This window comes from Proteus vulgaris (assembly GCF_016239305.1).
GTDB lineage: Bacteria > Pseudomonadota > Gammaproteobacteria > Enterobacterales > Enterobacteriaceae > Proteus > Proteus vulgaris_C.
Genome location: NZ_JAEHOQ010000005.1, coordinates 100,862 through 117,941, shown reverse-complemented (window position 1 = coordinate 117,941; position 17,080 = coordinate 100,862). Strand labels below are relative to the sequence as shown.

Sequence of the window (17,080 nt, the reverse complement as noted above, 5' to 3'; positions counted from 1 at the left end):
GTAACATACCTCAAAGAATGATCAGTGGGATCATGGCAAGTGCCTGAGTGCCACTTAAACTGATAATAAGTAGATAACACAAAACAATATTGGGTAAGTCATCGTTGTTTTAACTATATTTCGCTGTAGATAGTGACTGAAAATAAAATATTATTAATAACTAATAAAAAACTCTCTGCCCTTGCGAGCAAAGAGTTAAAAAAATTAACGAATAACCGCGTGGCGTTCGAACTCTTTTTCACAGTACTTGCAGGTTAATACAACATCTGAGGCCAGTTTTTTGACACGGAAACTACTTTGTACTGGTTCGTTATGACTAATACAGTTGCTATTAGGACAAGGAACCACATCTTCAAGCAATTCAGGTAAGCTTAACGCCATCTTATTAACCACTTGATAATCATCGATAATATTGACTGTGGCTTGTGGCGCATACATTGCTAAACGGTTTGCTTGCTCTGAGGTTAAAAAGACATTTTCGATTTTAATTAAGTCTTTTTTACCTAAATTTTCTGAAGGTAAGTTAAAACCTACGGTTATTCTTTCATCAGTTTCAGTTAAACGGAACAGTGAAAGAATTTTAAAGCCCACCTGCGCTGGAATATGATCAATAACAGTCCCACGTTTGATGGCTTCAACTTTTAGTTTGTGATCATGTGTCATGGTGTGCTCCTTATTAAAGAACTAAGTTTTTATTCAGAACTAAGGCAAGTAATGCCTGACGTGCGTAGATACCATTTCCAGCTTGTTGGAAATAGTAAGCATAAGGCGTTTTATCTACATCTGTTGTGATTTCATCAATACGTGGTAGTGGGTGTAAGATCTTGAGGTTATCTTTCACATTCACTAAATCAGCACTAGTTAAAACAAACTGTGCTTTAACATTTGCATATTCAGAAGGATCTAAACGTTCTTTTTGTACGCGTGTCATATAGAGAATATCCAGCTCTGATATGACTTCATCTACTGTTTCATGTTGGCTATATTCAACACCATTTTCTTCCAGCAAGTGAAGAATATGCTCTGGCATTGCGAGTACTTTCGGGGCGATAAAATAGAGATGATTGCCTTTAAATTTTGCTAATGCTTGTGCCAGTGAATGCACAGTTCGACCATATTTTAGGTCACCCACCATTGCGATATTGAGATTATCTAAACGGCCTTGTGTCTCTTGAATGGTAAACAAATCCAGTAAAGTCTGCGTTGGATGTTGATTTGCACCATCACCTGCATTGAGGACAGGAATATCACCAGCAAACTCAGAGGCTAAACGCGCTGCACCTTCTTGAGGATGGCGAATAACAATAGCGTCAGCATAAGTGCGTAGAACAGAAATGGTATCCGCCAATGTCTCACCTTTTTTCCCCAGAGACGTGTTGCTTCCATCAGAGAAGCCGACAACAGATGCGCCAAGGCGGTGGATCGCTGTTTCAAATGATAAGCGAGTTCGTGTCGATGCTTCAAAAAAGCAACTCGCTATCACTTTGTCTTTTAACAATTCGTTATTAGGTTGCTGTTTTAATTTATCAGCAACGTGAAGAACAGCTTCCAAATCTTCCCTGTCCAGATCATTGATGGAGATAATATGCTTTTGGTAGAGCGGATTAGTCATTAGAGTTCTCCTTTAGCGATGAATTGTGCGATAAGTGGTTTTTTATAGGCCAAAAAAAACCCCTCAATAAGAGGGGTTTTAAAAAATTGGGCTATTGGAAAAAAGTGAATGCGCTTGCGACCTGTTAAGGTGCGATTTTTTTTAACACATTGGAATAGGCGCTGTTTCATCTTTCCTCCTGACAAATTGTGGCGCATTATACGCATCTTGGATTTACACGCAAGCGTTTGCTTTTGTTTTTTTCAAAAAAAATTTTTTTGATTTAAAAATCAATCAGCTTGAGATCAAACGAAGAAAACCCCTATTTTTTCGCGATTAAAAAATAGGGGTTTTGCATGATTATGTATTTCAGAATGGATCGGCAAGGGTGGCAACCATCACTGCTTTTATGGTGTGAAGACGGTTCTCAGCTTCATCAAATACAATGCTGTGTTTTGATTCGAACACCTCATCAGTAACTTCAAAACCACCATATAGGTTAAACTCTTCAGCTAATGCTTTACCCATTGTGGTTTCTTCATCATGAAAAGCAGGTAAACAGTGGAGGAATTTGACTTCTGGATTTCCAGTTAATTTCACAACGTCCATATTGACCTGATAAGGCTTAAGTAACGTAATACGTTCTTTCCAAACTTCTTTTGGTTCGCCCATAGAAACCCATACATCGGTGTAAAGAAAATCAGCATTTTTAACGCCTTCAGCTACATTTTCAGTGAGTGTGATTTTTCCACCATTTTTGTTAGCAATATCTTGGCATTGAGTAACTAAACTTGCTTCGGGCCAACATGCTTTAGGCGCCACTAAACGTAAATCCATACCTGTTAACGCGGCTGCTTCCAGCATAGTATTTCCCATGTTATTACGAGCGTCACCAAGGTAAGCAAATACGGTTTCTGATAACGGTTTAGTTTGATGTTCTGTGATAGTTAGTAAGTCTGCTAATAGCTGTGTTGGGTGAAACTCATTGGTTAAGCCATTCCAAACAGGTACACCAGAATATTGTGCAAGCGCATCTACCGTTTTTTGCCCATAACCGCGATACTGAATACCATCATACATACGGCCTAATACTCGTGCGGTATCTTTTATCGATTCTTTATGTCCAATTTGGCTTCCGCCCCCTAAATAAGTCACTCTGGCACCTTGATCAAAAGCCGCAACTTCAAAGGCACAACGGGTACGAGTTGAGTCTTTTTCAAAAATAAGCGCGATATTTTTTCCTGCAAGATATTGAGTTTCTTCACCTGATTTTTTGGCTTTTTTTAATTGTGCTGACAATGTCAGTAGTTGTTGAATTTCAGCAGGTGAAAAATCCAGTAAACGTAAGAATGATTTTTGATAAAAAGGGTTCATAGAGTGATATCCTATTATTGAATTTATATTCAATTTATATTAATAAATATTCATCATCAACCCCTAAAGAAAAACTTTTAATTTAAACAGTCTGCGATAAGCACATCATATTAGGTATGGAGTGTTGATTCGCCCTGTGGGAGAATGAACAAGATACCTTTTCAGACTATTGCGGAGCATGATTATGGCGGACAGCAAAGAATTAGCAGAACAACGTGAAGAAACACGTCTTATTATTGAAGAATTACTGGAAGATGGTAGTGATCCTGATGCGCTGTATGCTATCGAACACCACATCTCTTGTGAAAACTTCGAAACACTAGAAAAAGCTGCAGTTGAAGTATTTAAATTAGGTTATGAAGTGACTGAACCTGAAGAAATCGAAGTAGAATCAGGTGAAATTTTAGTTTGCTTTGATGCTGTGAGTGAAAGTGGTTTAAATGCTGAGCTTATTGATGCTCAAGTTGAACAGTTAATGAATTTAGCTGAAAAGATGGGTGTTTATTACGATGGTTGGGGAACTTACTTTGAAGATCCTGACGCTGAGTATGATGATGAAGACAGTGAAGACGAAGACGACGAAGAGGAAGAGTCTGATAAGTCATCACGCTTACATTAATTTTTGCTAAATGTTGTCCCTTTGTACCTGATTTATCAGTGCAAAATAATAGCACCAGCCACAAAATTATTGCTTTGTGACTGGTGTTATTGGTTTTAAGGGTAGAGCCATTAATCCATTACACCAAATTTGCCATTGTCATAATCATCAAAAGCTTGTTGTAACTCTTCTTGAGTGTTCATTACAAAAGGCCCTTGTCCTACAATAGGCGCATTAATCGGCTCACCTGTTAGAATTAAAATAATGGTGTCACCCATTGATTCTAATATCAGTGTATCGCCATGATTATCTAACACTACCATATCATGTTGACGTGCAATTTCACTGTCATTGATATGTACAGCACCTTTCACCACAAACAGCATTGCATTATGACCTTCAGGAATACTGTAGTGTGAAACACCTGCATGATTTAAGCGCAGATCCCACACATTAAGTGGTGAGTAAGTCATTGCGATACCTTGGGTATCAGCATAATTACCTGCAATCACCCGGACATAGCCTTGATCATTAGGTAATTCAACATGAGGGATATCCTCTGCTTTCAGCGCCTGATAACGAGGCTGTGTCATTTTGTACGCTGTCGGTAGATCCACCCAAAGTTGCACCATCTCTAGTACGCCACCTTTTTTGGTCATTTTTTCAGAGTGATACTCTTTATGCAAAATGCCAGAAGCAGCTGTCATCCATTGCACATCACCTGCGGTAATAGTTCCAGCGTGACCTTTAGAGTCATGATGAGAAACCTCACCTTGATAAGCGATTGTTACGGTTTCAAATCCACGATGAGGATGCGCTCCTACACCACGGGCATTGGTAACAGGTTTAAACAGTGTTGGCTCGGCGTAATCCATCAGCAGAAACGGGCTATGTTTCTCACCATTTTCCTGATAGGAAAATAAGGTACTGACTGGAAAGCCATTACCTACCCAGTGTGAATTTGGCGCCGAATAAATATGATTAATCTGTCTGATAGTCATGATTGTTCTCCGAGTTAAGGAAAGAAACCGCAATAACCAAGACACAGAAGGAGGTAATACAGATTATTGCGATTTCTTAATGAGGCTGATCATAAAGTGTTCGCGTGATGAACAAAATAGGGGGAATTTGTTGATGGTGTTCAAAAAAAATGAATAACTTTAATGGCTAGAAATAAAATAAATGCAATAAAGAGAATAGAAATAATAAATAGGTTATATTTTAATAATTGATAAAATAGTTTTTAGTGTAATAGGCTTAATTGTTGATCTTTATTTTCAGAAGATGAAAAATAAAAACCACATTCTTTCTTAGCAACAATAAGTCAGAATGTAGTTTATTAATAGATTTATTTCTTAAATCTTATTTGCTTGTGTCGCCACAACCGCCAATGATTTTAGAAATAGAAACTGCTGGGTGCAGTAAGTAGTCATAGTTACAGTCTTTTTCTTTATTGTATACGCTACCAGTACAACCGGTCATTACAGTAATTACAGAAGCAATAAGTGCAATTTTAACAAAGTTTTTCATGAAAAAATTCCTTTTAAATTTTAGAGTTATAAAAGCCATTGCATGACTTTATCTGCATAAAGATATTAAATTAGCTATAAATAGCAATCTAAAAAATAAGAAAATTTTAAATAGAAAAGATGCTAAAAAATATTTAACTTAAGAAGTGAAATATAATTATCTAGAGTGAAATGAATAAAAAAATAAACTTGTGTTTTTTAATGATATTTAAGATAAGGAATTAATGAATAATAAATAACTAATAATTTAATAATAAATCAATTTGAAAAAATAGAGGATAAATAGAGCTCTTTTATATCATTTTAAAAAATAGAATTTGTGTTTATAGATGCTATTTTTGATAATAAAAACCCGCATAAAAATGCGGGTAAAGTCGTGGTCACTTTATTTATTGTATTACGTAGAGAACAACAAGAACGGCTTAAAGTGATTTCACCATACGGATCTCACAATCACTATGTCCTGTATTACCTAAGGCTTCATCAATAAATTCGAATCCTAATTTCTCATATAAGCCCACCGCAGCTTTTAAGATGTCGGTGGTTTCCAAATAGCAACGGTTAAAGCCTTGTGCTTTACCAAACTCAAGAGATTGCAGAACGATTTTTTTTGCAATACCTTTACCGCGCAGTTTGGCTGAAAGATACATTTTTTGTAATTCACAGGTATTGCCATCACCACCAGCAAGTGGAGCGACACCGCCACCGCCAACAACTTCTCCATCCATTTCAACAACCCAGTAAGCGCTACGTGGCTGGTGATAAACTTCATAGAGAGTATCTAAAATCGGATCGGCAACCGCAAAGCCTTTATCGGCTGTTAAACCATGTTCTGCGGAGACTTCACGAATAACGCGTGCAATGCCTGCGTTGTCTTTTTCTTCAATCGCTCGGATAACAATATTTGAGGTTATAGTTTGGGTTGCAGTCATAGTTGCACTCATCGTTTTCACTTGTTAGTAGAATATTTTTTGATTATTTATTGAGAGAGCACCGGAAAGGAACTTCTTCATTGAAAGTAGCACTGATGGCTACGAAAACTATCTTAATTGATTAAACATATTTGTAAACCGAGGATCTTTTTTCTTTACCTACTTATTCCCTTTATTCCTAGTATTATATTTTAGTGAGTGATTAAATTTAAGTGAAAATAAGAAATGGAAAGGAGTATTGGCGAGAATAAAACCGAGAATAATAAGAAATGAAGTGAAAAATGGTTTTATTTTTTGGCTGAAAGAAACTAAGCAAAAACCCGCGATAAACGCGGGTTTTTATTATCAACCTCAGTGTCTTTAAAGCGATAGTGCTTATAAAGAGGCGATAGAGACTTTCTGTGCGATCAGTTTTTCTTTGGCATTTAAGCAAGTTGCTAAGCGTTCACGCTCTTTAGCAACAACTGCTTCTGGTGCTCGACTCACAAATCCATCGTTAGATAATTTGCTATCTAAAGTTGAGATATCTTTTTCTACTTTTTCTAGTTCTTTATCTAAACGAGCAAGCTCTGCATCTTTATCGATAAAGCCTGCCATTGGAATAAGCAATTCTGCACCGCTAACCAATTTAGTCACTGATAATGGCGCTTCTTCACCTTCTGCTAATGGACGAATATCGGCTAAACGACCCATGGCTTTTAAGAAACCAATGTTGTCGCTGACACGGCGCTTAGCATTGTCATCCGCACCACGTAAGATAACATCAAGTGGTTTGCCTGGAGCAATATTCATTTCAGCACGGATATTACGAACTGCAACAATAACTTCTTTGATCCACTCAAGATCGCTAAGTGCGTGTTCATCCACTAATGAAGCATCAAATTCAGGGAAAGCTTGTAGCATGATGGTTTCACCTTCAATGCCTTTAACTTCCTTGACTCGTTGCCAGATTGTCTCTGTGATAAATGGAATGATTGGATGAGCAAGACGCAATAAGCCTTCTAACACTTCAATCAGAGTATGACGAGCTGCGCGTTTTTGTGCATCATTACCTTTGTGTACCGCAGGTTTTGATAGCTCAAGATACCAGTCACAGAATTGGTTCCAAGTGAACTCATATAAAATACCCGCGGCGATATCGAAACGATAGTTGTCTAACGCTTCACGATAGGCTTTAACGGTATTGTTAAATTCAGCTAAGATCCAACGGTCAGCCAGTGAGAATGTCATCTCACCACCTTGGTAGCCACAATCTTGATCTTCAGTATTCATCAGAGCAAAGCGGCTTGCGTTCCACAGCTTGTTACAGAAGTTACGGTAACCAGATAGACGTTTCATATCCCAGTTAATATCGCGACCCGTTGAGGCTAATGCCGCTAAGGTAAAACGCAGGGCATCTGTACCGTGTGCTTCAATACCTTCTGGGAACTCTTTGCTAGTACGTTTAGCAATTTTTTCAGCCATCTGTGGCTGCATCATATTGCCAGTACGTTTTTCTAGTAAGTTTTCTAATGAAATACCGTCGATCATATCCAGAGGATCAAGTACGTTACCTTTGGATTTTGACATCTTCTGGCCTTCTTCATCACGAATAAGACCTGTCATATAAACCGTATTAAATGGAACTTGCGGTTTACCGTCTTCGTCTTTGATAAAGTGCATGGTCATCATGATCATGCGAGCGATCCAGAAGAAAATTATATCAAAGCCACTGACCAATACATTTGTTGGATGGAATGTTTTCAGTGCTTCGGTATTTTCAGGCCAGCCTAAGGTTGAGAATGTCCACAGTGCAGATGAGAACCATGTATCTAATACGTCATCATCTTGGCGTAATGCCACATCAGCTACGATATTGTTTTCACGGCGAACTTCTTCTTCGTCACGGCCTACATAGACGTTACCTTCATTGTCGTACCAAGCAGGGATACGGTGACCCCACCACAGTTGACGAGAAATACACCAATCTTGGATATCGTTCATCCATGAGAAGTACATATTTTCGTACTGTTTTGGTACAAATTGGATATCGCCATTTTTAACAGCTTCAACCGCTGGTTTCGCTAAAGGTGCAGCGCGAACATACCATTGGTCTGTCAGTAAAGGTTCGATAACAACACCACCACGGTCACCGTAAGGTACGGTTAAATCGTGAGGTTTGATCTCTTCTAATAAACCTAAACGTTCAAATTCAGCCACCATCGCTTTACGTGCTGCGAAACGTTCCATACCTTGGTAGGCTTCTGGAATTTCAGTGCTATAAACGTCAGATTCAACACCGTTAGTGTCTAAGACTTCTGCACTAACACGGATATTGCCATCAAAATCCATGATATTAATCATTGGTAATTGATGACGACGTCCAACTTCATAGTCATTAAAGTCATGGGCAGGGGTAATTTTTACGCAACCGGTACCTTTTTCCATATCCGCGTGTTCGTCCGCTAAAATAGGAATACGACGGTTGACGATTGGAAGAATAATTTCTTTACCAATTAAGTCTTTATAACGTGGATCTTCTGGATTAACCGCAACACCAGTATCACCTAACATGGTTTCTGGGCGTGTTGTTGCGACAATCAGGTAATCTTTACCTTCAGCTGTTTTTGCCCCATCCGCTAAAGGATAACGCAAGTGCCACATTGAACCTTTAACCTCGCGGTTTTCGACTTCAAGATCAGAGATTGCAGTGTGTAATTTAGGATCCCAGTTAACAAGGCGTTTACCACGGTAGATAAGATCTTCTTTATGTAAACGCACAAAGGCTTCTTTAACGGCTTTAGATAAACCCTCGTCCATGGTGAAACGTTCACGTTCCCAATCAACAGAGTTACCTAAACGACGCATTTGGTTAGAAATATTGCCACCTGATTCGGCTTTCCATTCCCAAATTTTGTCGATAAACGCATCACGACCATAGTCATGACGATTTTTACCTTCTTCAGCAGCAATTTTACGCTCAACAACCATTTGAGTCGCGATACCCGCATGGTCAGTCCCTGACTGCCATAAGGTGTTTTTACCTTGCATGCGCTGATAACGGATCATGGTATCCATAATGGTCTGCTGGAAAGCATGGCCCATATGCAGGCTACCTGTGACGTTTGGCGGTGGGATCACGATACAGAAGCTTTCTTTCGTTGTATCGCCATTGGCTTTGAAATAGCCATTCTTTTCCCAATGCTGATACAGAGGTTGTTCAATCTCTGCTGGATTATAAGTTGTGTCGAGCGATGGCTCTTTCGGTGCGGATTTATTTTCCATATTTTTTACGTATTCAATAGGTTGGCGGCGTAGCCATTGTCAAAGTAAAGCCGACGCTACGATAAATTTTGTATCGTTCACGCGCCAACTGTTTCAATTGTTCATCAATAGGTACAAAGTCTATCACTTCATGGAAAGCTGTGGCAAAGTCTACGAATTGCGATTGCAAATTAATCAGAAGATCACGAGGTGCATTACCACGTTTTCCAGGCCAACATAACTCAACAGGAGCGCCATAACGAGGGCCTTCCCCTGCAAGATTATGAGGAACAAACTGATGAGGTTCTCTTGCCCATAATGCCTCATCAAGCAATTCAGCTTGAGCCTGAGACTCACAAACCAACAAAATACGTTTGCCTAATCGCCAATGTTCAGCGGTAAGTTGACAGGCAAGCCACTCATGGGGCTGTAAATCGTCGTGTATTGATGGGTGTTCCATTAAATAAAACGTGGCGTTTTTCATGATATCCCGATAACAGAAGGGTATTGCGTTGCAATACCCTTCTTGGAGTCTGCTCTATTTACCATAATAATAGGTTAATACCTTAACCCTGATAATTATGCGGTATTACTCGTCGCTATTCAAACCCGCGCGATTAAGTAAGAACTGAGACAGTAAAGAAACAGGACGGCCTGTTGCACCTTTTGCTTTACCAGAGCGCCATGCTGTGCCTGCAATATCCAAGTGAGCCCAGTTATATTTCGTCGCAAAACGCGCTAAGAAACAACCGGCAGTAATTGCACCACCTAAACGACCACCTGTATTTGCTAAATCAGCAAAATTAGATTCGATTTGTTCATAGAACTCATCGCCTAATGGTAAACGCCAAGCGCGATCACCGGCTTGTTCTGATGCATTCATTAACTCATGTGCTAATGGATTATGGTTAGACATTAATCCACTGTAGTGATGACCTAAAGCCACCATACATGCACCTGTTAATGTTGCGATATCCACAACTAACTCAGGCTCAAAACGCTCAACATAAGTTAATGTATCACATAGCACTAAGCGACCTTCAGCATCAGTGTTTAATACTTCAACGGTTTGGCCGGACATGGTTGTTAAAATATCACCCGGACGATAGGCTTTTCCACCCGGCATATTTTCACAACCTGCTAGCACACCAATGACGTTAATCGGTAATTGCAGTTCTGCAACCACACGCATCACACCATAAACTGTTGCTGCACCACACATGTCGTATTTCATTTCATCCATGCCGTCAGCCGGTTTGATAGAAATACCACCAGAGTCAAATGTTAGCCCTTTACCCACCAATACGATTGGGCGAGCTTCAGGATCTTTACTGCCTTTGTACTCAATGATAGACATTAAAGATTCATTTTGAGAGCCCTGACCTACTGCAAGGTAAGCGTTCATGTTGAGCTCTTTCATTTGTTCTTCGCCAATAACACGCGTAGAAACATTTGAAGAGGAGTCTGCCAATTGACGCGCTTGGGAAGCTAAATAAGCTGCATTACAGATATTTGGTGGCATGTTTGCTAAATCTTTACATGCTTTAATACCTGATGCGATAGCTAAACCATGGGCAATGGCACGTTCGCCACTAGGTAGTTCACGGCGAGTTGGAACATTAAAGACCATTTTACGTAATGGGCGACGTAATTCTGTCTTATTGCTTTTTAGTTGATCAAAGGTATAGAGGCAGTCTTTTGCAGTCTCAACCGCTTGACGTACTTTCCAATAGTTATTACGACCTTTAACATGCAACTCAGTGAGAAAGCAGACCGCTTCCATTGAGCCAGTTTCATTGAGCGTGTTAATGGTTTTTTGAATGATTTGTTTATATTGACGTTCATCCAACTCACGCTCTTTACCGCAACCGATCAGTAAAACGCGCTCAGAGAGAACATTAGGTACATGATGTAACAGCAATGATTGCCCAACTTTGCCTTCAAGCTCACCTCGGCGTAATAAGGCGCTGATATAGCCATCACTGATTTTATCAAGTTGCTCCGCGATCGGAGATAAACGACGAGGCTCAAACACCCCCACGATAATACAAGCGCTGCGTTGTTTCTCTGGGCTGCCGCTTTTTACATTAAACTCCATGCGTTCTCCTGAATATTAAAGACAAAAACGGAAAGTATCGTTTAGAATAGTGATCCGCATTAATCTACCCCATAGAAAGTTTACTTTTTATGTTAAGCTAAATGCATTAATTGAACACAACTAATTTAGCTAACTTATAAGCTTGTTCTTATTGGGAACCTGTTTATAGCATGTTTTGATATCATTTGGGCTGCAAGAATGTCTAACTGAGATGCACAAATGATAGATATACAACGAAGTTAGCGATTTTCCTGCAAAAAGACAAGTTTTCACAGGCATAACTAGCGTGATTATAATTCGATATTTAGCTCGGGAAACCCTAAAAAGTCAGATAGCCATCTTATTTATCTTGATGCTTATCTTCTTTAGCCAAAAACTGGTTGAAATTTTAGGGGCTGCTGTAGAAGGTAATATTCCTACAAACCTTGTGGTTTCTCTGCTGTGGCTGGGGATCCCCGAGATGGCACAGCTTATTCTACCATTAAGCCTTTTTCTTGGTCTTCTGATGACTTACAGCAAACTTTATGTTGAAAGTGAGATAACCGTCATGAATGCGTGCGGAATAGGTAAAAAAGCATTAGTGCAAGCAGCACTATTGCTTTCATTACTGACCAGCGCATTAGCTGCAGGAAATGTAATTTGGCTTATTCCATGGTCATCAGCACATCAAGAACAAGTGCTTGAGGATGCCAAGGCAAACCCAAGTTTAGCTGCCTTGATGGAAGGACAATTTAAAATGTCCAGTGACCGTAATATGGTGCTTTATCTTGGTAGCGTGAAAGGTAATCAATTCCAAGATGTGTTCCTCGCACAGTTACGTCCAACGCAAGATCAGCGTCCGTCGGTTGTGGTGGCGGATAAAGGCTATACCAAGGAATTGCCTAACGGAAATCAGATTGTTGTACTCAGTGAGGGAACTCGCTATGAAGGTACAGCTGTATTACGTGATTTTCGTATCACCGATTTTAATGACTACCAAGCTGTTATCGGGCATCGTGAATCTACCATTAGTAGTAATCGTGTAGAACAAAAAACGATGACAGAACTTTGGCATTCTAAAGAGACAGAATCTATTGCTGAATTCCATTGGCGATTAACCCTGATTTTCTCTGTTGTCATTATGGCTGTGATGGTGGTGCCTTTAAGTGAGGTTAATCCACGTCAAGGTCGCGTATTAAGTATGTTACCCGCAATGTTGCTTTATCTGGTCTTTTTCTTATTACAAAGTTCGCTACATTCTAATGGTGAAAAAGGAAAAGTTGATCCTCTCATTGCGATGTGGAGTGTTAATGGCGTTTATCTTGGCTTAGCTATCTTATTGAATATTTGGGATACCTTGCCTATGCGTAAATTCCGAGCTCGCTTTAAGAAAGGAGTTGCCTGATGTTTGGTGTATTAGATAGATATATCGGGCGTACTATTTTACAGTCGATTTTGATGACACTATTTTTGCTGGTTTCTTTATCTGGCATTATCAAATTTGTTGATCAGCTTCGTAAAGTAGGGCAAGGGGATTTTACCACACTGGATGCAGGTATTTATGCGATCTTAAATATCCTGAAAGATGTGCAGATCTTCTTCCCTATGGCTGCGTTACTCGGTGCATTATTAGGGTTAGGTGCATTGGCAACACGCAGTGAGCTGGTGGTGATGCAGGCGTCTGGTTTTACGCGTTTGCAAATTGCCGGCTCTGTGATGAAAACCGCTATTCCATTAGTACTGTTAACAGTTCTGATTGGTGAATGGGGGGCACCACAAGGTGAACAATACGCACGTAACTATCGCGCTGAAAAAATCATGGGTAACTCTTTAGTTTCCACTAACCGTGGTATGTGGGCTAAAGATGGCAACCAATTTATTCATATCAACCGAATAAAGAGCCAAAACGAGATGCAAGGCATCACACTCTATGATTTTAATAATGATAGAAAACTAGAAACTGTGCGTTATGCATCAAGTGCAACCTATGATGTTGATAAAAAAACGTGGATGTTGAAACAGGTCGAACAGTCAGACTTAACAGATCCACAAAAAATCACAGGTAAAAAGCAAGTATCACTTGAATGGCCAACACGATTAACGCCAGAAAAATTGAGCGTTGTGGCATTAGATCCTGATGCATTATCGATTAGTGGACTCTATCAATATGTTAAATATCTCAAACAGAGTGGACAAGAATCAGCGAACTATGAGCTGAATTTCTGGAAAAAAATCTTTGCTCCAGTCTCTGTTGCGGTAATGATGCTAATGGCATTGTCATTCATCTTTGGCCCATTACGCACAGTGCCAATGGGATTAAGAGTTCTAACTGGTATCTCTTTTGGCTTCCTGTTTTATATAGTCAATGAGGTTTCAGGACGATTAAGCCTGGTTTATGGTATACCAGCAGTGATTGCGGCATTAGTACCAGGAATATTATTCCTAACATTAAGTTTATGGTTATTAATGAAGCGTAATCGCTAGGTAATATCGATTTCTGTCAGAAAAATAAAAAGCGCCGTATAAGGCGCTTTTTATTTATATAACATGGTGATATCAATGATAAAAGTCTTTTGCTAACGCACGAACAAGAGCATTGGTACCTTGAGTTACTTCACTAAATTTAGTGCCATTCGGTTTACGAGTGATCACAACAAACACACCAATATTTAATTCAGGTATCGTTGCCATATAGGTATTAAATCCACCACCACCGCCAGTTTTTTGGTAGATAGCTGGAATTCCATTGGCTGGTGCCATATAAACCCAGCCTAACCCCACACCATCGGCACGACCCGCAACATCCATTCCTTCTATTGAAGAGAGTCGATTACGAGGAAAATAGACAGACTGCTCTTTACTTGCCGTTATCTTTCGCATGGCATTATGAGAAGTCAAAAAGCCTTGCATCCAACGTTGCATATCTGCTGGCGTCGAATACACGCCACCACTTCCTGCAGCTGCTATCGTGTCAGAGCATGGGCTTGGTTTATATCCGACTAATAATCGTTGGCATTGCGTGGCTGTTGGCGTCAATGTGGTATTGGACATTCCTGCGGGTTGGGTAACATATTGTTTTAAGAGTTGCGGATAACTTTTGCCTGATGCTTTTACCAAGGCGTCCGCTAATAAGTCATACGCTAAATTTGAATATGCAGCTTGATTACCGGCGGGTGATGTTAATGTTGCTTTTTTTAACCAGTTCCAACGATCGCCATGGGTTGGCCAAATAAAAACAGGTCTTCCCCATTTTCCACCTGGTTGTTCTCGTGGAAAACCACTGGTATGACTGGCTAAATGATAAAGACGGATAGGTGATTGAGCACTCACTAATGGGATATCAACACCATAGTAATTGTATTTTTGTAATGGATCAGTAACTAATAATTTCCCATCATCTTGTAGTTTTAGCATGACTTCACTGGTCATTAATTTTGTAATTGAAGCAATACGAATAAGTGAGTTCATTGATGGTGCATTGTGGCTTTCTGGTGTCGTAGTTCCAAAAGCACGGTTTAAGGTTTGAGAGTTATTGATCATGACAATAACCATGCCTTGAGGATTACTTTTTTGATAGATCTGAGAAGCATATTTATCAAACAACACACGAGAATCACTCACATTAGGGCTTAATACTGTCGGCCATTGTGTAAGTTCAGGTACATTATTATTCTGCTGATTTAACATAGAAGGTTGGGTTGCTGGTGGTAGTGATGAATGCTGACTACACGCATTCAATGTCAGCAAGGCGACTGGGATCATAAGATATTTTAGAAAATATTTTTTCATTTTTACTTTCAACAGAAGTCAGTGAGGTGAAAGGAGTGCGATCAACATAAATGTTTTATGTTTTAATTTGATGCCTTTCTTATCGCGCTATTTTTTCTTTATCATTTTTAATACAGCACCTAAGATAATACCAACAAATATGCCCGTTATAATCCAGCCAACAATACCCATAACAACGCCTTCTAATCAGATTTAAACCAAATTTTGATTATATTATCAGAAATAAGAATGTCTATCAGTGCAAGTGCCAGTTATCAGAAAGTTGGCATTAAATGTGTCAAATTGTCTCTGATATAAAGATAGTGAAGAAAAATTGCATCATAAAAAGATATTTTTCTCCTGTTTCTCATCTAAAAATGAGATAATTATTACCATTAAGTTACAATCTCTCTCGTTTATCGTGCATTTCAACTCTATTATTAGCTTTTCTTTATTATTAAGTTAAAATGTGTATATCAAGAAAATGTTAATGAATGGTGTTATTCTCTAAATAACTTTTGTTTTTTGAGTTAACTAACTAATAATGTCTGTGGATTTGGCTGTATTTGGTCGTTTATAAAGATAATATAAGAGTGTGTCATATTTTGTAATAATTTAATGATTGTGGGATTATGAAATTAAACTTATTATAGTTTCATCAAGTCGAGAGACTGAGAATATAAGCGTTACAGAGCAAAGATAACACAGCAGTAATAGAGTGAAGTAATAAGAAGGCATATTATAAACTAGCCTCTTAAATAATAAATAAGTTATATATTAGTAGTAATATTTCAACACCATTATATTAAATAGTAGTACCTTTATCTTTAAATTAAATTTACTAAATTAGTTATAAATACCTTGATATTAGATAGCAGTACCTTCGTTATAGTAACAAAGCAGTACCTTTATATTAGATAGTAGAACTTTCGTTATAGTAGTTATGTTATACCTCTGTTTTAAAAGTAAGTTTGTTAATTTAGTAGTAAATACCTTGATATTAGATAGCTGTATCTTCGTTATAGTAGTAAAGCAATACCTTTATATTAGATAGTAGAACTTTCGTTATAGTAGTTATGTTATGCCCCTGTTTTAAAGTGAGTTTGTTAATTTAGTAGTAAATACCTTGTATTAGATAGCAGTACCTTCGTTATAGTAGTTATGTTATACCTCTGTTTTAAAAGTAAGTTTGTTAATTTAGTAGTAAATACCTTTATATCAATAAAATGCAGTATCGATAAAGAAGTTTATTTATCATATATAAAATATAATTACCTTCTTCCTCACACCAGGGAAGAAAAGGGCAGTGACGCTATAAAAATAACTTATAGTCATTAAAATAAAATCAAGCCCTCTATTAGCAGTACTGTTGGATCAAAACACTAACCCAAGTTTTGATCCTTTTTTTGTTTATCGCTGTATAAAAAATAACATATCGAATATATTGGATAATAATTAAAGATTATTTATATGAAAAAAATATTGCTATAGAAGAGTAAGTAAATATATTTACTATTAACTTTCTTTTAACTAAATGAGAATAAAATAAAATATATAAAAAGAATAAAAATAAATAAAAATTTAAAACTGGATAAAATTGCCTCAAAGAATTTTGATGATTGATACAAGGCGATTTAAACCTACACAATAGTAGTTTTTGAATAACACAAGAATTGTACTTTTATGGTAACGCCACAACATAAATGCACTTTTTTTCGCCAATCAAGCTGAAAACTAACAATAATTGTTGCGAGGGTTCACCATGCAAGTATAATGAGCAGGTTTTCCAGACACACTTCTAGTGCCGGAGTGGCGAAATTGGTAGACGCAGTTGATTCAAAATCAACCGCCTTCGGGTGTGCCGGTTCGAGTCCGGCCTTCGGCACCAAAAAATCAGACGCTAACAGCGTCTTTTTTTATGCTTAAATTTTATGATTTTTAAGGTTTTCCTTTCTTCTTAACCTTTCT

General features: G+C 38.3%; 14 protein-coding genes and 1 tRNA gene. 4 read left to right on the top strand and 11 right to left on the bottom strand.

Annotated elements, in window-relative coordinates:
- Nucleotides 1-204: 204 nt before the first annotated feature.
- The 4 genes from pyrI to argF all read right to left on the bottom strand — a co-directional run bounded on the left by pyrI (nucleotide 205) and on the right by argF (nucleotide 2,965).
- Entirely contained in the window at nucleotides 205-663 is a 459-nt protein-coding gene (gene pyrI / locus JEP40_RS05180) for an aspartate carbamoyltransferase regulatory subunit (RefSeq protein WP_006535648.1), read from the bottom strand.
- Between the two features lie 13 nt (nucleotides 664-676).
- A complete protein-coding gene (gene pyrB, locus JEP40_RS05175; protein WP_198622738.1) occupies nucleotides 677-1,612 on the bottom strand; it encodes an aspartate carbamoyltransferase in 936 nt (311 codons plus the stop codon).
- Nucleotides 1,612-1,782 (bottom strand): hypothetical protein, encoded by a 171-nt coding sequence (locus JEP40_RS05170; protein WP_198622793.1) that lies wholly within the window; start codon nucleotides 1,780-1,782, stop codon nucleotides 1,612-1,614. The genes pyrB and JEP40_RS05170 overlap by 1 nt, the downstream gene beginning before the upstream one ends.
- Nucleotides 1,783-1,960: 178 nt before the next feature.
- Nucleotides 1,961-2,965, bottom strand: a complete 1,005-nt coding sequence (gene argF, locus JEP40_RS05165) for an ornithine carbamoyltransferase (protein ID WP_198622737.1) — start codon at nucleotides 2,963-2,965, stop codon at nucleotides 1,961-1,963.
- Between the two features lie 184 nt (nucleotides 2,966-3,149).
- Here argF and rraB point away from each other — a divergent pair, with 184 nt between their 5' ends.
- A complete protein-coding gene (gene rraB / locus JEP40_RS05160; RefSeq protein ID WP_198622736.1) occupies nucleotides 3,150-3,584 on the top strand; it encodes a ribonuclease E inhibitor RraB in 435 nt (144 codons plus the stop codon).
- Nucleotides 3,585-3,694: 110 nt separating this feature from the next.
- Here the strand turns inward: rraB and JEP40_RS05155 are convergent, their stop codons facing one another.
- The 6 genes from JEP40_RS05155 to pepA form a co-directional block, all read right to left on the bottom strand.
- Nucleotides 3,695-4,564, bottom strand: coding sequence for a pirin family protein (locus JEP40_RS05155; protein WP_198622735.1), 870 nt, complete (start codon nucleotides 4,562-4,564; stop codon nucleotides 3,695-3,697).
- Between the two features lie 361 nt (nucleotides 4,565-4,925).
- Entirely contained in the window at nucleotides 4,926-5,093 is a 168-nt protein-coding gene (locus JEP40_RS05150; RefSeq protein ID WP_036914671.1) for a YhfL family protein, read from the bottom strand.
- 421 nt (nucleotides 5,094-5,514) lie between these two features.
- Nucleotides 5,515-6,024: a GNAT family N-acetyltransferase gene (locus JEP40_RS05145; protein WP_198622789.1), complete on the bottom strand. Its 510-nt coding sequence runs from the start codon at nucleotides 6,022-6,024 to the stop codon at nucleotides 5,515-5,517.
- Between the two features lie 375 nt (nucleotides 6,025-6,399).
- Nucleotides 6,400-9,288: a valine--tRNA ligase gene (locus tag JEP40_RS05140; protein WP_198622734.1), complete on the bottom strand. Its 2,889-nt coding sequence runs from the start codon at nucleotides 9,286-9,288 to the stop codon at nucleotides 6,400-6,402.
- Between the two features lie 13 nt (nucleotides 9,289-9,301).
- Nucleotides 9,302-9,751, bottom strand: a complete 450-nt coding sequence (locus JEP40_RS05135; RefSeq protein ID WP_198622733.1) for a DNA polymerase III subunit chi — start codon at nucleotides 9,749-9,751, stop codon at nucleotides 9,302-9,304.
- A 105-nt stretch (nucleotides 9,752-9,856) separates the two neighbouring features.
- Nucleotides 9,857-11,365, bottom strand: coding sequence for a leucyl aminopeptidase (gene pepA, locus JEP40_RS05130; RefSeq protein ID WP_036939243.1), 1,509 nt, complete (start codon nucleotides 11,363-11,365; stop codon nucleotides 9,857-9,859).
- 286 nt (nucleotides 11,366-11,651) lie between these two features.
- Between pepA and lptF the strand changes: the two genes are divergently transcribed.
- Nucleotides 11,652-12,749 carry an LPS export ABC transporter permease LptF gene (gene lptF / locus JEP40_RS05125; RefSeq protein WP_198622732.1) on the top strand — a complete coding sequence of 366 codons (1,098 nt, stop codon included), beginning with the start codon at nucleotides 11,652-11,654 and terminating at the stop codon, nucleotides 12,747-12,749.
- Entirely contained in the window at nucleotides 12,749-13,828 is a 1,080-nt protein-coding gene (gene lptG / locus JEP40_RS05120) for an LPS export ABC transporter permease LptG (RefSeq protein ID WP_198622731.1), read from the top strand. Before lptF ends, lptG begins: the two co-directional genes overlap by 1 nt.
- Before the next feature lie 72 nt (nucleotides 13,829-13,900).
- Here lptG and ampH read toward each other — a convergent pair whose 3' ends face one another.
- On the bottom strand, nucleotides 13,901-15,133 hold the full coding sequence (gene ampH, locus JEP40_RS05115) for a D-alanyl-D-alanine-carboxypeptidase/endopeptidase AmpH (protein WP_198622730.1): 1,233 nt from the start codon (nucleotides 15,131-15,133) through the stop codon (nucleotides 13,901-13,903).
- 1,782 nt (nucleotides 15,134-16,915) lie between these two features.
- Here ampH and JEP40_RS05110 point away from each other — a divergent pair.
- Nucleotides 16,916-17,000, top strand: a tRNA-Leu gene (locus tag JEP40_RS05110).
- Nucleotides 17,001-17,080: the final 80 nt, after the last annotated feature.